The following is a 13,685-nucleotide window of genomic DNA, read 5'->3' as shown; positions in this document are numbered from 1 at the left end:
TTAGCCTCCCTCTGTGAATGTTTTAATCCCTTCTACCATTTCCTCTTTCGTTAGCCCCAGCTCTTTCATTTGCTTGACAAAGCCTTCCAGCACCTCTCGTGTCAGCTTGTCTTTCAGCTCGTCTACGATTTCTGCTTTTTCCGCAATAAACGTCCCTTGACCTCTTCTTGTCTCCACAATACCCAGCCTTTCCATCTCACTGTAAGTTCTTTGAATTGTATTGGGATTTACCTTAGTTTGAATCGCCATTTCTCTTACTGAAGGAAGCTTGTCTCCTGGGAGCAGCTCCTTCCTGACCAGCCTATAAAAGATCTGATCAGCGATCTGCAGATAAATCGGTTTCGAGGATTGGAATTGATTGTCCATATTTACACCTCTACTTTACGATCAAGCAGTTTTGAAGCCATAATGAGCAGCAAGAACGTGATGACTATAGCAATAGGAAACCCTAGCACAGACAGATGGATAGGTTTTAATTCCAATCTCCAAACATTGTGGAAGTGGAAATCAAAATTGCAATAGACTGTTACAGGCCAGAAATGCTTTTGAGATTCAACCAAAGGGCTTATGATGTATTCATCGAAGAATAACCACATTGCGACCAACAGAACCATCGCAGCCCACCGCATTCCGCGCCAATTTCTGAGAGAGTGAAAAACAGTCCAAAACACAATGACTGTTACTGACATATCTAACGAAGAAATAAGCCCATACATATTCAGCAAAGCCACTGTACTCGTTATATCAACTTGATGCTCCAGCAGATTTTTTACAGAGAGCATATGATACATCCATATGCCATAGGCTGTTAATGCCAACTGAATCACAAATTGATAGAGCAAAGATGCTGCCAATTTAGAAGAAAACAGCCATAAGCCGCCATTTGGATTGTACAGCCAAAGCTGTGATTTCCCTTCCTTGCGAAGGTGATAAAACACAAAAACAGGAGATAAGAAAAGCAGAAAAAAAGCAACTGCAACAAAAAAACCAAAAATGACTAGAGGTTCTTTCGTGCGTGAAGCTATAATATGGCCTGTTCCCAATAAGAAAATGATTCCGCATATCCATACTAGCAGCCACATTCTTGAAAGCTTGATATCTTTCTTTAATAAACCTAAAAAAGAATTCATGTCTTTACCTCCCGGAAAAAACCCTCGGTGTATGAGTAACATAGTACACTAGATCAAGATGGAATACAACATATTCCATGGATTTATTTGATAAAAACATAATTGATGGAAACAGCAAAAAAGGCAAACCCGCATGAGTAAACGGATTTGCCTTTTTCATTACTTTTTCTTATTTTTCATAGAGAGCAGCGCATCACGATAGCTGCGGTCCTGCATTTTGTCACTTTCCTCAGTGACCTCTTCTTCTGCATGAGCTTCATCAGAATGCTTAAACTTTTGCAGCGCCTGCCTGTAAATATCATCACCCATTGTGTCACGCTTCTCTTTTGGAGAATCGTTTTTGACAACGGATGGCGTATGCTCGGCAGCCCTTGCTTCAGCAGGGTAATGCGCTTCGTTTTTTTCCTCTTCTGGAGGTGCGATTCTATCGGTTGCTTCTTGCTTCTCAGGTCCAGGTGAGGCGTTGCGGACGTTAAATGTAATAAGGGCCGCAATGACAATGACAGCAGCAATTATTGCTATAATAATGGCCATTTCAACCTCTCCTTACTGTCCTGCTGTTAGGTTTCCTGTGACTTGGCTGACACGTCTTCCCAACGCGCGTCCAAGCTGAATACCTTCCTCAGACATTAACTCATCACTGTCTACCGGACAAGTGACACCTGCTCCGTAATAAGAGCCATAAAGTGCGTTTTCAGGCACGTTGCCAGGCAGTCCGACAACAATCATGCCTTGGTGGAACATCGGCGTGATTAAATTGTGCATTGTCATTTCCAAGCCGCCGTGTGTTGTTGCCGTTGTGCAGAAGACAGCACCGACTTTGTTGATCAGCTCGCCTTCAGCCCACAAGTAGCCGAGTCTGTCGATCCAAGTTTTAAGACCGGAGCTGATTGTTCCGAAATGCCCTGGGCATCCCCAAATAATCGCATCCATATCTTTAAGCTTGCGGATATCAGCCTGATCTACATGGTCGATGAACACTTCAGCCGCGTCGTTTTCTCTCGCGCCTTCAGCGATTGCTTCTGCAAGCACTTTAGTATGTTCGCCTTCACTATCATACACTACATAAATTTTCATTCAGGAAACCTCCCTGTACAGATTAAGATTCCTTAGCTTCTTTTGGAGCAGGAAGTAATGAAAGCTCCTCTTTTTTCTTCTTACGCAATTTATCTTTTCTGACGTCACGCAGGAAGATACTTAAAATCAGACCTGCTACACAGAATAAGGTTGCCCACATAAAGGCATCATTTATCCCCATGACATTGGAATCGAGTGACGCGTGTTTATAAATATGTGAGTACACATATGTTTTCGCCGTATCATAAGACACATTCATATTCACCATTAAATTCGAAACTGCATTTTGGAACGCATGGAGGAAGTTCGGGTCCGCCGTGCTTGTTTTATCTGCAATTTGTGAATAATGGAACGTCGTACGGTTTGTATAAATCGTCGTAATTAAGCTTGTACCAATTGATCCGCTGATTTGGCGAAGCGTGTTGCTCATCGCCGTACCGTGGCTGTTCAGACGGGCAGGAAGCTGGTTCATACCCGCTGTCATAACCGGCATCATTAAGAGTGACATACCGAATGCACGGATTGAGTAGATCAGCATGATGTGTGTATATGGTGTATCAATCGTTAATTGCGTATATTGATATGTTGTCACCACTGTAACGAGAAGCCCGATAATCGCAAGCGGTCTCGGACCGAATTTATCAAACAAAATACCTGAGATCGGTGACATGATCAGCATGACGATCGCACCTGGAAGCAGAAGCAGACCGGATTGAAGCGCCGTAAAGCCGACCAGGTTTTGCAGATAGATCGGTAAAAGGAACATACCAGTGTAAAGTGCCACTGTAATAATGATATTAATGACACTCGAGAGTGAGAAAATGTCATATTTAAACACTCTGAAATCAAGCATCGGATCATCATGGCGCAATTGCTGAACAACAAAAGCAACAATTGCAATGGCTCCGATAATAACTGTAGACAATACAATCGGGTCGGTCCAGCCGTCAGATCCGGCTTCACTGACTCCGTATAATAAGGAGGCGAATCCGACAATCGAGAGGATTGCGCCAAGAGTATCGAGTTTGATTTTTTGCGGCTCCACCATATTTTTAAAGATGAAGAAAGCCACAATGATAACAATTGCGCCGATCGGCACAAGTCCGTAAAACATAATGCGCCATGTATAATGCTCAATAATCCACCCGGAAAGAGTCGGGCCGACCGCTGGAGCAAACATCATCGCTAGCCCGAAAATCCCCATTCCTTTCCCCCTGCTTTCAGGCGGGAAAATTAACAGAATGGTTGTCATAACGAGCGGCTGCAAGATACCTCCGCCCACGGCCTGAATCAAACGGCCGATCAGCATTGTAGAGAAGTTAGGTGCGATACCGCAGACTAACGTACCGAGCGTAAAACAAAACATCGCGACGAGAAAGAGACTCCGCTGGCCAAATCGTGTAATCAGGAAAGCAGATAACGGAATCAATACACCGTTAACAAGCATGTAACCTGTTGTCAGCCACTGAATCGTCGTTGCACTTACGCCAAATTCAGTCATTAAGTGCGGCATTGCAACATTAAGCAGTGTTTGGTTTAGAATTGCCAAAAATAAACCCGCCATTAGCACAATCAGCAATGACATAGGGTTTTTTGCATTTTTTTCTTTGCCTGTAGCCATCTAAGACAACCTCCTTTCATGGTTTGATGACTGATCTGTTTTACTCAGAAATTTTAACAGATGCATTCATTCCAGGAAGCACCTTATCAGATGGGTTTTTGATTGAAATTTTCACAGGAATTTTTTGTGTTACTTTTGTGTAGTTTCCGCTTGAATTTGTAGAAGGAAGCATATCAAAAGTTGAGTTAGTCGCATAACCAATTTCTTCTACAGTACCGTCAAATGTAGTATCAGGGTCTCCGTCAACTACTACGTCTACACTATTTCCTACTTCAATATCCGCAATATCTGTTTCTTTAATATTTGCTGTGATGTATAGGTTGTCCATGTCAATCGTTTGTGCAATTGTTGTACCAGCTTGTACGGTTTGTCCGTTTTTCACTTCGTTTTTCACAATTGTTCCATCCATAATGGATTTTACGTCAACAGTTTGTTCACCTTTGATTTTTGCAACTGTGTCGCCTTTTTTCACTGTTTTTCCTTCGTCCAGATCCCAGTCAGATACTTTACCTGCTGCTGGAGCAGTAATAGCAGCCATATCGCCCGCTACTTTTGCTTCATCTGTTTTTACATAGTTTGTGCTTTGATAATAGTAGTAAGCACCTCCAGCTATAATTGCAAGAACAACAATCAAACCGATAATGTTGGTCAGAATTAAACGTCCTCTGTTCATTTTGTTTTCTCCTTTCGTTTCATCCTCTATCATTTTGCGGAAAGCTGGTGAAAATATGTGAGAAGTTTTTAATTACCGCTTTTTTCTGAACAGCCTTCAGCAAGCTTCGTTAAGCTTCCGGCTAGTTTGCGCAAATACTGCAGCTGGGAGGTATCAAGCTTTTGGTACAAGCCAGCACCCATTTTTGCATATTGCACAGCGGCTTTTTCTATCAGTTCTTCCCCCTCTTCGGTTAACTGAATCATGACGATACGGCGGTCATCCGGACTGTCATATCGATTCATCAATTGGCGCTTATACAGAATATCTGTCATCCGCGTCACAGAAGCAGGCTTAAGATCAAGCGACATTGCCAGCTTGCTTAGCGGGGTGCTTCCGCTTTGATGAATTTTAAACATCAGCAAATATTGAAGGACTGTAATATCAAAAGGCTCAAGCACAATCTCCAATATCTTCTTCTGTTTTTTATATATCGCCCGAGACGTATCGAAGAGCTGTTCAAAAGTGAGCAAAGCACGTTCTGATTCAGTCAACTCCTTTTCACCTCATTCCTCAATAATAGTTCACAAGATAAAATATTAATAAATGAAAGAAGATTTGTCAAAGGAAAAATTTCTTTTTCTCCCGTATTTTTTTCGCAAACGTTTTCTTGCTTTTATTAAATAAAAAAAAGCCCTGAAATGGGCTTTTCATTACGAAAATTGATGGCTTACACCAGACTCTTCATTTCTGAAAAAATTCTTAAGAGCCTGAAAAACATCAGATTTCTGTTTTAAAATATAGTACTTAAATTTCTCATCTTTTACATTTTTATATGCAGACATTAACGTTGAATGCCTGTTGTACTGATTGACCTCGCCGTAGCAAAACAGATTGGCCTTCTTCATAATATCATTGACCAGCTTCACACAGCGCGCGTTATCAGATGTCAGGTTGTCACCGTCAGAAAAATGAAACGGGTAAATGTTATAGCGGGCGGGATTGTACTTTTCATCAATAAGCTCAAGCGACTTCCGATATACGGAAGAACAAATGGTTCCGCCGCTTTCTCCCTTTGAGAAAAAATCCTCCTCCGAGACCACTCTTGCTTCTGTATGATGGGCAATAAATTCAATTTCCACAGTCTCGTATTTTGTCCGCAAAAAACGGGTCATCCAGAAAAAGAAGCTTCTGGCCATGTATTTTTCCCAAACCCCCATACTGCCGCTTGTATCCATCATGGCTAAAACGACCGCTTTTGATTCGGGCTTTGTGATGTCATTCCACGTCTTATATTTCAGGTCCTCCGGATAAATTGGGTAGAACGACGGTTTTCCTGACATTGCGTTTCGTTTAAAGGCTGACATCATCGTTCTTTTCTTATCAATATTACCGGTTAACCCTGTTTTACGGATATCATTAAACTCGATATCTGTATGAATGATATTGTCCCGCTCTTTTTGCTGGAGATTCGGAAGCTCTAATTCTTTAAAAAGCGCTTCTTCTAAATCCATTAATGAAACTTCCGCTTCATAATAATCCTCGCCTGCCTGATCACCGGCACCCTGCCCTTTTCCAGGCCCTTGTTTTTTGTCTGAACCATCCCGGGCCACAACATCTCCAACCTGGCTCTCGCCGTCTCCTTGCCCTACATGTTTATTTTTATCATAGTTATAACGGATTTTATACTCATCAAGTGAACGGATTGGGATCTTCACTACATCTTTTCCATTAGACATAATAATGCTTTCCTCAGTTACGAGGTCCGGAAGATTGTTTTTGATCGCTTCCTGCACTTTTTTCTGGTGGCGCTGCTGGTCATCGAAGCCTTTGCGATGGAGGGACCAGTTTTCCTCAGAAATCAAAAAATGGCCGCTGTCATTTTGGGACATGAATTCCCCTCCTTAACCATTTGTGGTCGTGATACATACGTATTCCGGCTTGTGCCAGATTATGAAACAAGTCTTTCGAAAAGATTTATATTCATCATATGCATAAAAGCACATTTAATTGACAAACTATTTAGAAAATGGGACAAAATAACCCGCCCTATTCGGACGGGTCACGTTGCTTATCGGTTCAGCAGGCTGCCGACATATTTCAGCAGCTCATTGGCGCTCGTCGAGTTGTAGCCGTGCTCATCAATTAAACGGGCCACGACTTCGTTTACCTTTTTCAGCTGCTGCTCATCCGGCGTTTTTGTTGAAGTCGTAATTTTAACGACATCCTTCAGATCAGCAAACAGCTTTTTCTGGATAGCTTCACGCAGTCTTTCATGGGAATTGTAATCAAACCGCTTGCCTTTTCTCGCATAGGCCGAGATGCGGATTAAAATTTCTTCGCGGAACGCTTTTTTGGCGTTTTCCGAAATGCCGATCTGCTCTTCGATGGATCTCATCAGCTTTTCGTCAGGGTTCATTTCCTCTCCAGTCAAAGGATCACGAAGCTTGTTTTTATTGCAATAGGCCTCTACGTTATCGAGGTAATTGTCCATAAGTGTTTTTGCTGATTCTTCATACGAATACACAAACGCTTTTTGAACTTCCTTTTTCGCAATGTCGTCATATTCCTTGCGGGCGGCAGAAATAAAATTCAAATACCGCTCCCTGTCCTCGCTTGAAATTGATGGGTGCTGATCAAGACCTTCTTTTAAGGAGCGAAGGACATCGAGAGAATTAATCGATTCCATATTTTTTCTGATAATCGTTGAAGAAATCCGGTTGATCACGTACCGCGGATCAATGCCGCTCATGCCTTCATCATTATATTCTTTTTTCATATCCTCAACGTCGACAGAATTATATCCTTCCACACTTTCTCCATCATACAGTCTCATTTTCTTGACCAGATCAATATCCGACCGCTTCGGCTCTTTTAACCGGGTAAGGATTGAGAACATCGCGGCGACCTTCAACGTATGCGGGGCAATATGAACATCCGCCACATCGCTCTCAGCGATCATTTTTTCATAAATTCTCTCTTCCTCAGACACTTTTAAATTATAAGGAACCGGCATCACGATGATTCTTGAGTGCAGGGCTTCATTCTTCTTATTAGCAATAAATGAGCGATACTCCGTTTCATTCGTGTGAGCCACGATCAGCTCATCAGCAGAAATTAACGCAAACCGCCCAGCTTTAAAATTCCCTTCCTGTGTCAAGGAAAGCAAATGCCAGAGAAATTTCTCATCACATTTCAGCATCTCCTGAAACTCCATCATCCCGCGGTTCGCTTTATTCAGCTCTCCGTCAAACCGGTAAGCGCGCGGATCCGATTCTGAACCGTACTCGGCGATTGTTGAGAAATCAATACTCCCCGTCAAATCGGCAATATCCTGAGACTTCGGATCAGAGGGACTGAATGTTCCAATTCCCGTACGCTTATCTTCTGAAAAGAAGATGCGCTCCACCTTCACATCCTCAATTCTTCCTCCGTACTCTTCCTCCAGCCTCATGACATTTAAAGGAGAAAGACTTCCTTCTATTCTAATGCCGTATTCCCTGTAAAAGTCATCGCGTAAATGATGGGGGATTAAATGTAGAGGGTCCTCGTGCATCGGGCAGCCTTTAATCGCATATACAGCGCCATTATCTGTCAGCGTGTACGCTTCGAGACCTTTTTTGAGCATCGTGACCAGCGTGGATTTACCGCCGCTCACAGGCCCCATCAGCAATAGAATCCGCTTTCTGACATCTAGACGTTTGGCAGCCGGATGAAAATACTCTTCCACAAGACGCTCCAGAGATTCTTCAAGCCCGAACAGCTCGCGGTCAAAAAAACTGTACTTCTTGCGTCCGTCAATCTCCTCTATCCCGCTGTCTTTTATCATATTAAAAACTCGAGAATGAGCAGATTGCGCGACCATCGGATTTTCTTTAATAATCTCCAAATAATCGGCGAAAGTTCCTTCCCATTTCAGCCGCTGCTCTTCCTCTCTGTACTGTTCAATTTTCTTTAATATATCCATAAGGACCTCCTCTATCATGTTTGATACACTATGCAAATAAGGTACTTTGTTACAATCTATGCCGCCATCTCGTGATACATGCTTTGGTTTCTTAAAAATAAAGATACTTATACATCGTTGACAAGGCAGACTTCGACCGTTCATAATAAAGAAAAATACAGAATCATCCAGACTCGGACAGCACGGAAAAATTGAAGAGGGGGAGAGACGGTGAAAACAATCATCATGATGGGTGTCATTGTCACTTTTTTAGTATCAATTTTTACCGCAGGATACGAAAGCAAGCCTGGAAAAGAATAAAAAAGGGTGCTCCTGAAAGAGCACCCTTTTTATATAACAGAACAATGTTTTATAGTTTTGTTTTTTCTTTAATCTGTGAATGCGGATTGCATTCATATTTGTTTTCGTACTCAATTGTTCCGATGCTGCATCCTGGCCCGATGATCACTTCTTTTCCCCTGACGACTGCCGCTTCGGTATTCTCCAAATAAACCCGATCGCCTTCTATGACATCGGCGATCAGCTTCCCTTTCTTCCGGTTAAAAAAACTCGCGCGTCTTTTCACTGTAATTGTTGTTCCGCCGATTTCCTGCACATGGCTTATATCATGGCTCAATCCCAGCTTGATCTCACCCGAATTTAATAACCCCGATACATCAACACAGCCTGTGACATGGAACATTTCTGTTTCACAATCACCTTTTACGCTAAGCTTCCCTTTCACATCGCAGGATTCTCCAGTCATATTCCCGCCAATTTCAGTCTGGCCTTTCAGATTGAATCGATCAAATTGAAGTGAGCCGCTGACTTTCATTGTCCCATATATATTGATTTTGCCGGCTGTCAGATCGCCTTTACATTCACTTTCTCCGAGCACACGCAGCCGCTCAGTCTCTGCTTTTCCGAGAAAAAGGCCCGTTCCGTATATGCGGCAGCCTACAGCAGACAGCCCTTCTCCAACTACACCTTCTCCTTTGATGCTGACATTGTGATACGCGCCTCCTGCGGCATGCCCAGCGCCATATAATTTTAAATTTCCCAGTTTTGTTGTCTCCATTACGATCCTCCTTACAACTTTGTAGATGTTTCAACCGATGCGCTTGGGTCACAGGTATAGTCCCCGCTGTATTCGACAGTTTCAATCTGGCAATCCGGGCCGATGACCACTTTATTTCCGCGCACGGTTTTCGCCTTTGTATTTGTCAATTCAATCACGTCACCTTCGATCAGCTCTGCTGTTAGAACAGGCTGCGGCATCAATCTGAGCAATGTCAGCATTCCTTTTCTGCAGGTCACTTGAAGATGGCGGCAGCCGATCTCCCGCGCATAGCTTTCCCCTGCAGAAAGCTTAATGATCACCTGGTCTGCATTTAAAAGCCCGCTGATTTTGCATTTCCCTTCTGATTGAAAGGTTTCTGTTTCACAATCTGCTTCCATGACAGCTTTTCCGCTAATGTCAATGGCATCAGCCTTGACAGTGCCGCCAAATGTTGATGATCCAGCGATTTTCAATTGTTTTGCAGATACCTCTCCTTGAATAAAACCAGTGCCATTCATCCGGATAGATTCTGCTTCAACGTCTCCATGTATCTTTCCTGAACCGCTGATGGTTACCGCTTTCGCTTTGACGCTGCCGTCCGCTTTTCCGTTTCCATTAAAAGAAAAAGTGTCACACTCCACGTCCCCGGCCACTGTCCCGCTGCCATTAATCTCAACAGATTGAAATGTTCCTCCCTTTGAACTTCCTGATCCGTTTATCACCAGCTTTTCCACTACATCCATTGATGGCCCTCCTGCATAAATGTTGTTTTTAATTCCTCTGAAGCTTTTAATAAATCTATCCGTTCCACAACCTTTACGGATGATTCAAACAAAATGCTGTCCGCCGCAGCCGCTATAAAACAAGTTGTGACACCGAGCTTGCGGAGCACAATCAGCTCCGTCTGTTTTTCAATCTCTTCAGTATCATGCTTCTTTAATACCTCTGCAGCCATTTTTGCTTCTGCAAGGCTGACATTTCCAGACTGCAGCAGTCCCTCAAGCACATACAGCGAAAGCAAATCGCTGGATGAAAAAACCCGACTTTCTCCGTCTTCTGAATAGGCTTCAAGAGCAGGCCTTGAAACCAAACCTTTATGAAGCAATTCATCAGCGGTCATGCTGACATCCTTCATTTTCGGCGACAGCATTTCCCTCATTTCATCCAAAGACAAATTTTCTTTCATCTTTTGAATCATTGATATACGTTTTAAAATCTCCTCTCTCGGAAAAAACGTCTCTTGCCCTGTAAATGTGGATTTACGAATAAACCATTCCTCAGGTATTAAGTTTTTCCGCTTCCATCGATACAGCTGACCGTATGAAATCGATGTTCTTTCAAGTAATTCTTTTTTAGAGATTAATTGTTCTTCCATAAGTCCAGCTCCTTTGATGGGTACATTGTAACATAACACTGTTACGTTGTTAAGCCCAAAAACGAAACAAAGCATTTCAACATCCGCAAAAAAACCCGCCCATCATCGATGAGCGGGTTTTTTCACTATTTTAAATCACGGTAATTTTGCTGGCGCAGCGCTTCATAAACAAGAATCGCGGCAGTATTGGACAGATTTAACGATCTGACGTGCTCTGTCATCGGAAGACGCAGGCAGCGGTCCATATTATTTTGAATTAAATCCTTTGGCAAACCGCTTGTTTCTCTTCCGAACACGAAGAAATAATCCTCGTCAAGATCAGTGTAATCAAATGATGTATGAGGCTGCTGGCCAAATTTTGTAATAAAGAAAAACTGGCCTTTTTCATATGCCTCAAACAATTCTTCTAACGAATCATGATACACAACGTTAACAAACTCCCAATAATCGAGTCCGGCACGCTTCAGCATTTTATCATCCGTTGAAAAGCCGAGCGGACGAATCAGGTGTAGCGTTGTATTGGTTGCTGCACAAGTACGTGCAATATTCCCTGTGTTAGCGGGAATTTCTGGTTGATATAAAACGACATGTAATGCCACAATGTTCACCTCTGTTTTTCTTATCCGCCCATCATTATAACATTAATTACTCTTTTGTCGTATCATCAACGATATGAAAAAAGGCATATCGTATTGACGGCGTGTATGCCGTAGAATCCTCATATGACCAATACCTCATCCGGCTGTCATAAGTCTGGGCGTTGACAAGCGGCATATTGCCTTTGTCCTTTGCGACGACAATCGTTGTATGATTAAACCGGCCGTCTCCTTCGAAGTCATAGCAAATCACATCGCCCGGCATCAGTTCTTCCGCTGATTTCACCCGCACCGCACGCAGTCCGGCCTTTGAATTCGACAAATACATTTTCATAGAGTGAGCCACCGTCCAGCTGTAGCTCCATGAGCTTTGTTTCATCCACCAGCCTGATCCCCTGTTCGGATGACCGCGCATCGGCGCGCCTCCTGCATGAAGACACTGAGAAATAAAATTTGTACAGTTATCGCTGAAATTTTTATAAGCAGGATTGCGCTTGTTCCAAAATTTCTCGGCATATTGGACAGCGCCGAGACGATCGTATTGAAAAGCCCTGCCAAACGCTTCTCTTTCCTCTTCAGCTTCAGAATAGTCAATAATACTGGTCCCTTCATGAAATCCAGCCGGCTTTTTCGCAATTTCCTGATCACTAATCAAAATGTGATCATACAGGAAAGCCATTCGCTCCTCTATGTGCTCTTCTATATACAAGCTGTCATCTTGTTCCTTACACACGTATTCGTAATGGATGGTATACGAAAGGCAGGTCGTTCCGTCATCCTCAACCCGCACATGATTAATCACGGCCTTTGCTTTCGCTTTTATGATGTCAACTTTACGTTTTTCCAGAAGCTTTTTCTTACGCTCCATGACTTTAAGGTCTCCGACTTGAGACTCCTGTCTCATAGCATGCCCGTTAACCAGAAAGCCCAGCCGCTCCTCCGCTAATTGTTCTAAAATGTGCTTCAAGCTCACCCCACCCGCCATACTTTTTTATAGAGAAAAAACACTTGGATGATCTCAAGTGTTTTTTCCTTCTGCTCTATACGTATGTCAGGACAGGCCTTGTTTAGTCATGCCTGAAGCTTTTAGCAACTCAATTCCTTTTTCAATTTCCAGCTTTGCCTCTTCATCCTTCTCTTTTTCCAGCGCTTTTTCAAGCTCTTCCGCGTATGCGGGGTCTCCGATTTTTCCGATTGCCCATGCGGCTGTGCCTCTGATGACAGGACGCGGATCCTTGTGCATCAATTCCGCCAATTCAGGCAGTGCGGAAGCATCCTTAAAATGCGCAAGCGCGAGAATGGCGTTTCGCTGAATCGGTTTTTTCCCGCGCCAAGAACCTGAGACATGCCCGAATTTCTCCTTAAATTCCCGATTGCTGATGGTCAAAAGCGGCTTCAATAACGGTTTGGCAATCTCAGGATCAGGCTCCATTTCCGGATGAAGATGAAAATCCTTCCCTTTATTGAGAGGGCATACCGTTTGGCACGTATCGCACCCGTACAGGCGGTTTCCGATTTTTGTCCGGAATTCATCAGGTAAAAATCCTTTTGTCTGGGTTAGAAAAGAGATGCAGCGCTGCGCATTAAGCTGCCCGGGATTAACCAGGGCTCCCGTCGGACAGGCATCCAAGCATTTCGTGCAGGACCCGCACATATCTTCAATCGGCACATCAGGCTCAAAAGGGATATTTGTGATCATTTCCGCCAAATACACATAAGAGCCATACTCGGGTGTTGTGATCATACAGTTTTTCGCACTGAATCCGATTCCGGCACGTTCCGCAACGGCGCGATCAGACAATTCACCTGTATCAACCATTGACTTCGTTCTGATATCCTCATGCTTGCTTTTTAGAAAATCCTCCAGCAGATCAAGCTTTTCCCTCAACACATCATGATAGTCTTTTCCCCAGGAGGCTCTGCAAAAAATGCCCCTGCGCTCAGTTCTCGTGCTTCTCGGCGCATCCTTCATTCTGGAAGGATATGCGAGAGCAATTGCCACTATTGATTTCGCTTTCGGCAAAAGAAGCTTTGGCGTCACCCTTTTTTCGATATCCGGCTCTTCAAAGCCGGAGAGATAGCCGAGCGATTCTTGAAGAATCAAACGGTCTTTTAAACTGTCAAAAGTATCAGCGGTCGTAAAACCAATCTTGTCCACGCCAATGCTTTTCGCGTATTCAATTAATTCTTCTTTGAGCTGATAAACGTTCATGTTTTGCACAGCCTCC

Annotated in this window: 16 protein-coding genes; all 16 read right to left on the bottom strand. The window is 43.3% G+C overall.

Translation table 11 applies throughout. The features are described from left to right. Positions 1 to 366 (bottom strand): GntR family transcriptional regulator, encoded by a 366-nt coding sequence (locus tag NYE49_RS04990; RefSeq protein WP_015252495.1) that lies wholly within the window; start codon positions 364 to 366, stop codon positions 1 to 3. A gap of 2 nt (positions 367 to 368) precedes the next feature. Further along, positions 369 to 1,130 (bottom strand): hypothetical protein, encoded by a 762-nt coding sequence (locus NYE49_RS04985; protein ID WP_003245465.1) that lies wholly within the window; start codon positions 1,128 to 1,130, stop codon positions 369 to 371. Between the two features lie 4 nt (positions 1,131 to 1,134). Continuing rightward, on the bottom strand, positions 1,135 to 1,290 hold the full coding sequence (locus NYE49_RS04980; protein WP_015383180.1) for a hypothetical protein: 156 nt from the start codon (positions 1,288 to 1,290) through the stop codon (positions 1,135 to 1,137). Further along, entirely contained in the window at positions 1,290 to 1,664 is a 375-nt protein-coding gene (locus NYE49_RS04975) for a hypothetical protein (RefSeq protein ID WP_015383179.1), read from the bottom strand. Before NYE49_RS04975 ends, NYE49_RS04980 begins: the two co-directional genes overlap by 1 nt. Positions 1,665 to 1,676: 12 nt before the next feature. Further along, on the bottom strand, positions 1,677 to 2,207 hold the full coding sequence (locus NYE49_RS04970; RefSeq protein WP_003233428.1) for an NAD(P)H-dependent oxidoreductase: 531 nt from the start codon (positions 2,205 to 2,207) through the stop codon (positions 1,677 to 1,679). Positions 2,208 to 2,229: 22 nt separating this feature from the next. Then, positions 2,230 to 3,828, bottom strand: coding sequence for an MFS transporter (locus NYE49_RS04965; protein WP_003233429.1), 1,599 nt, complete (start codon positions 3,826 to 3,828; stop codon positions 2,230 to 2,232). A 40-nt stretch (positions 3,829 to 3,868) separates the two neighbouring features. Next, complete coding sequence (locus NYE49_RS04960; protein ID WP_014476241.1) at positions 3,869 to 4,534, bottom strand: HlyD family efflux transporter periplasmic adaptor subunit; 666 nt, start codon at positions 4,532 to 4,534, stop codon at positions 3,869 to 3,871. Positions 4,535 to 4,569: 35 nt separating this feature from the next. Next, complete coding sequence (locus NYE49_RS04955; RefSeq protein ID WP_003233431.1) at positions 4,570 to 5,034, bottom strand: MarR family transcriptional regulator; 465 nt, start codon at positions 5,032 to 5,034, stop codon at positions 4,570 to 4,572. 159 nt (positions 5,035 to 5,193) lie between these two features. Further along, the gene (gene yhbH, locus NYE49_RS04950; protein WP_003233432.1) at positions 5,194 to 6,372 is read right to left on the bottom strand and encodes a sporulation protein YhbH; all 1,179 of its coding nucleotides are present in this window, start codon (positions 6,370 to 6,372) and stop codon (positions 5,194 to 5,196) included. 179 nt (positions 6,373 to 6,551) lie between these two features. Next, positions 6,552 to 8,447, bottom strand: a complete 1,896-nt coding sequence (prkA, locus tag NYE49_RS04945; RefSeq protein ID WP_014476240.1) for a serine/threonine protein kinase PrkA — start codon at positions 8,445 to 8,447, stop codon at positions 6,552 to 6,554. 349 nt (positions 8,448 to 8,796) lie between these two features. After that, the gene (locus tag NYE49_RS04940) at positions 8,797 to 9,504 is read right to left on the bottom strand and encodes a polymer-forming cytoskeletal protein (RefSeq protein WP_015383177.1); all 708 of its coding nucleotides are present in this window, start codon (positions 9,502 to 9,504) and stop codon (positions 8,797 to 8,799) included. An 11-nt stretch (positions 9,505 to 9,515) separates the two neighbouring features. Next, a complete protein-coding gene (locus tag NYE49_RS04935) occupies positions 9,516 to 10,229 on the bottom strand; it encodes a polymer-forming cytoskeletal protein (protein WP_015383176.1) in 714 nt (237 codons plus the stop codon). Beyond that, the gene (locus NYE49_RS04930; RefSeq protein WP_015482991.1) at positions 10,220 to 10,861 is read right to left on the bottom strand and encodes a YhbD family protein; all 642 of its coding nucleotides are present in this window, start codon (positions 10,859 to 10,861) and stop codon (positions 10,220 to 10,222) included. Before NYE49_RS04930 ends, NYE49_RS04935 begins: the two co-directional genes overlap by 10 nt. Positions 10,862 to 10,986: 125 nt before the next feature. Then, positions 10,987 to 11,469, bottom strand: a complete 483-nt coding sequence (trmL, locus tag NYE49_RS04925; RefSeq protein ID WP_003233442.1) for a tRNA (uridine(34)/cytosine(34)/5-carboxymethylaminomethyluridine(34)-2'-O)-methyltransferase TrmL — start codon at positions 11,467 to 11,469, stop codon at positions 10,987 to 10,989. 37 nt (positions 11,470 to 11,506) lie between these two features. Further along, complete coding sequence (locus NYE49_RS04920) at positions 11,507 to 12,442, bottom strand: amidase domain-containing protein (protein ID WP_015252502.1); 936 nt, start codon at positions 12,440 to 12,442, stop codon at positions 11,507 to 11,509. 66 nt (positions 12,443 to 12,508) lie between these two features. After that, the gene (gene queG, locus NYE49_RS04915; protein ID WP_029317521.1) at positions 12,509 to 13,669 is read right to left on the bottom strand and encodes a tRNA epoxyqueuosine(34) reductase QueG; all 1,161 of its coding nucleotides are present in this window, start codon (positions 13,667 to 13,669) and stop codon (positions 12,509 to 12,511) included. Between the last annotated feature and the right edge of the window lie 16 nt (positions 13,670 to 13,685).

Source organism: Bacillus sp. FSL L8-0358 (assembly GCF_038593095.1).
Lineage (GTDB): Bacteria > Bacillota > Bacilli > Bacillales > Bacillaceae > Bacillus > Bacillus subtilis.
The sequence above is the reverse complement of the archived record's forward strand: the minus strand, read 5'-3'. Positions and strand labels throughout refer to the sequence as shown.